This window comes from Pedobacter sp. 01T416_2 (assembly GCF_056398925.1).
This window is the reverse complement of record NZ_JBFTQI010000652.1, coordinates 1-3416: the sequence shown is the minus strand read 5'-3', so window position 1 is coordinate 3416 and position 3416 is coordinate 1. Positions and strand designations below refer to the sequence as shown.

At 42.1% G+C, this 3416-nt stretch carries 2 protein-coding genes; both read left to right on the top strand.

Annotation, left to right across the window (positions count from 1 at the left end):
• On the top strand, positions 1–1405 hold a 1405-nt coding region (locus AC1DPQ_RS21830), incomplete at its 5' end, for a SusC/RagA family TonB-linked outer membrane protein (protein WP_477610860.1).
• A gap of 11 nt (positions 1406–1416) precedes the next feature.
• Positions 1417–3306, top strand: a complete 1890-nt coding sequence (locus tag AC1DPQ_RS21825) for a RagB/SusD family nutrient uptake outer membrane protein (protein WP_477610859.1) — start codon at positions 1417–1419, stop codon at positions 3304–3306.
• The last annotated feature ends 110 nt before the right edge of the window (positions 3307–3416 follow it).

Sequence of the window (3416 nt, the reverse complement as noted above, 5' to 3'; positions counted from 1 at the left end):
GAGCAGAGATAACACAGCTACGGGAAGTATCATTCCTTCTTACCGTGAAGACTGGGTTTTCCGTACTACTTATAATTATGCAGGCAAGTACAGTTTCGAATATAATGGGGCTTATAATGGCTCTGAGAAATTCGGCCCTGCTTATCGCTTTGATTTCTTTTCATCTGGTGGACTTGGATGGATGATTTCTGAAGAAAAGTTTATGAAACCGATCAAATTCATCAACTCTTTAAAGTTACGCGGATCTTATGGCGAAATTGGCGATGATGGTGGTTCTCCAAGATTTGCATTTTTAACGAATTGGGCATTTGGCGGAACAACACCGCTCGGTATTACCGGAGAAGCCGCTGAAAATAGTCCTTACAATTGGTATAGGGAAACTGGTGTAGGTAATCCAAACGTGCGTTGGGAGAAAGTGGCGAAGAAAAATATTGCACTCGACTTTGGTATCCTGGGAAACACGATTTCTGGAAGTGTAGATTTCTTTCAGGATGACCGTAGCGATATTCTTACTGGTACTTCTCGGGCTGTACCAAGTTATTATGGTGCTCAACCGCCTACATTTAACGTTGGTAAGGTGCGGTCGAGAGGTTATGAAATTGATATCCGGTTCAACAAAAAAATCACCAGCAATTTTACCGCGTGGGCTAATATCAATTATACCCATGCAAAAAACAAAGTGATTGACGCCGACGTGGCCGAGCTATTGCCAGAATATGCTAAGCCTATCAATAAACAGATTGGACAGGCTTATTCTTATGTGAGCGCTGGTTATTACAATACTTGGGATCAGCTTTATGGAAGTACCATGCACAATGCTAACGACCAATTGAAAATCCCAGGAAACTATCATCTGGTAGATTACAATGCAGATGGGATAATTGATGCGAATGATAACATTCCTTATGGTTATTCTGGCGCTCCTGAAAACACCTACAATGCAACTATAGGTTTTGAATGGAAAGGATTTAGCGCATTTGCTCAGTTTTACGGTGTGAACAATGTTACCCGCCAGGTAGTGCTCGGATCTTTTTCAGGAAAGAATACAGTTGCCTATGATGAAGGAAGTTATTGGTCAAAAGACAATACAAATCCTGATGGTCCGATGCCACGTTGGGAAACAACGCCAGCGGGTTTTTATACGGCAGACAGGTATTTCTATGATGCTTCTTACCTGCGCTTAAAAAATGCTGAGGTTGCTTACACTTTTAGGCAAGATTGGGTTAAAAAAGCAGGAATCTCGAGCATACGTATATTCTTAAATGGAAACAATTTACACGTGTGGACTAAGATGCCGGATGACCGTGAAGCAAATTATCAAAGTGCGGGCGGACAGGGCTGGGCATCGCAGGGTGCATATCCAACTGTAAAACGCTATAATCTAGGCGCTAATTTCATTTTCTAAACATGATCATTATGAAAAAATATATAACACGCCTATTATTGATAGGAATGATTTGGGCGGGAACCGGCATGGTATCTTGTAAAAAATATTTAGACAGAGATCCTGAAGCAACTGTGTCAGCAGAATCGGCCTTCAAAGACTTTCGCAGTTTTCAGGGCTTTACCGAAGAGCTATATAATTGTATTCCAGATTTTACCAACCGGTACTGGACCAACAGTTTCAACTGGGGTGAAGACGAAATCCAGTCTACAGTTCAAAATTTCCACTTCGTTAACAAAATAGATAACGGCGATTTTTGGGGCTGGCAAAGAGAGTTTGATGGATGGGGAGCTGGATTTTTAGATAATGCCAACGCGAATACAAATAATGATCGTTTTACCAAGGGCCTATATCCACTGGCCTGGTATGGCATTCGTAAAGCGAATTTAGGCCTCGAGAACCTAAACCTGATGGCAAACGCAACCGACGAAGAACGTAACCTGATCAGAGGTCAGCTATTATTCTTTAGAGGTTGGTTCCATTTCCAGCTCATGCAATATTTTGGGGGGCTACCATACATTGATAAAGTATTGCCAGCCGATGAAGAATTGAGATTACCAAGGCTAAAGTATCAGGAATGTGCAGCAAAGGCAGCACTGGATTTAAGAGCCGCTGCCGATCTTTTGCCAATTAATTGGGATAATACAACAGCCGGGATCCAAACCCTGGGTAAAAACCAATTACGCATCAATAAAATCATGGCATTAGGTTATTTAGGTAAAAACTATCTGTGGGCCGCTAGTCCATTAATGAACCTAGAATCTACCGGTAGCAAAACTTACAATGTAGAACTGAGTAAAAAAGCGGCTGCTGCATTTGCCGAGTTATTGAAACTAACAGAAAGTGGCGCTGCTCCTCATAAGTTATTGCCTTTTGCACAATACAGTACCAATTTTTATACAACTGGCCAAAATTTCTTAATCCCGGGAGGTACTGAAGTAATATTTACGGGGCCATATTGGGGAGCACATGGTTCAACCTATGGCACTGCAAAACAATATACACCAGCAATTGTAGGGGCAGATGCATTGGTATTTGCGCCTACCGCAAATTACGTTAATTATTATGGGATGAAAAATGGTTTGCCCATTTCGAATTCTGCCCAGGCTGATCCTAGTGGCTCAGGATATGATCCGCAATTTCCTTGGCGCGACCGCGATCCAAGGTTCTATAATGATATTATATATGATGGAGTTAAAGTGGTGCAGGGAACTTTAGCCGCGAATATGGAGCCACACCGATATGCAAACCTTTTCACAAACGGAAGTTATAGAGATGAACGTTCTGGTAGCCGTACAGGGTATATGATGTTCAAATTTGTGCCCAGAACTGCCAATAACTTTGATCAGGGCTGGAATTACGGACAAAACCTGAATATTAAGGTTTCATATATGCGTTTGGCCGATATCTACCTGATGTACGCGGAATCGGTTGCTACAGGGTACGATTCCCCAAGCGCAACCGCAGAGGGATTTAGCAAAACTGCCGTAGATGCAATCAATGTGATCCGAGATCGTGCTGGTGTTGGACGTGTTGCCGCACAGTTTTTAGTATCTACAACAGAGTTTATGAAAGAAGTAAGGCGCGAACGTGCTGTTGAACTTGCCTTTGAAGGGCATCGGTTTAATGATCTTCGCCGCTGGCATTTGCTTGCTGAAGTGCCTTATACCTTAAAAACATCCGCAGAATTTGATCGCGCTGCTCCTTTAAGCCCTACGGTCGACACCAAATTAAATAAGGTCGTAAACTATCGTGAGCGATTAATATTACAGCGTCCGTTTAGTGAAAAGCATTATTGGTTGCCACTTAAACGAGCAGACGTAAATATGTATAAGGAGTTTGCGCAAAACCCTGGATGGTAAGGTAGTTCATGATCACAAATAATTAAAGACAAGAATGATGAAATTTTTAAGAAATGCATTGGCGCTGTGTGTCTTTTTTACACTGTTTGTCGGTGTAATCAAAGGTCAGG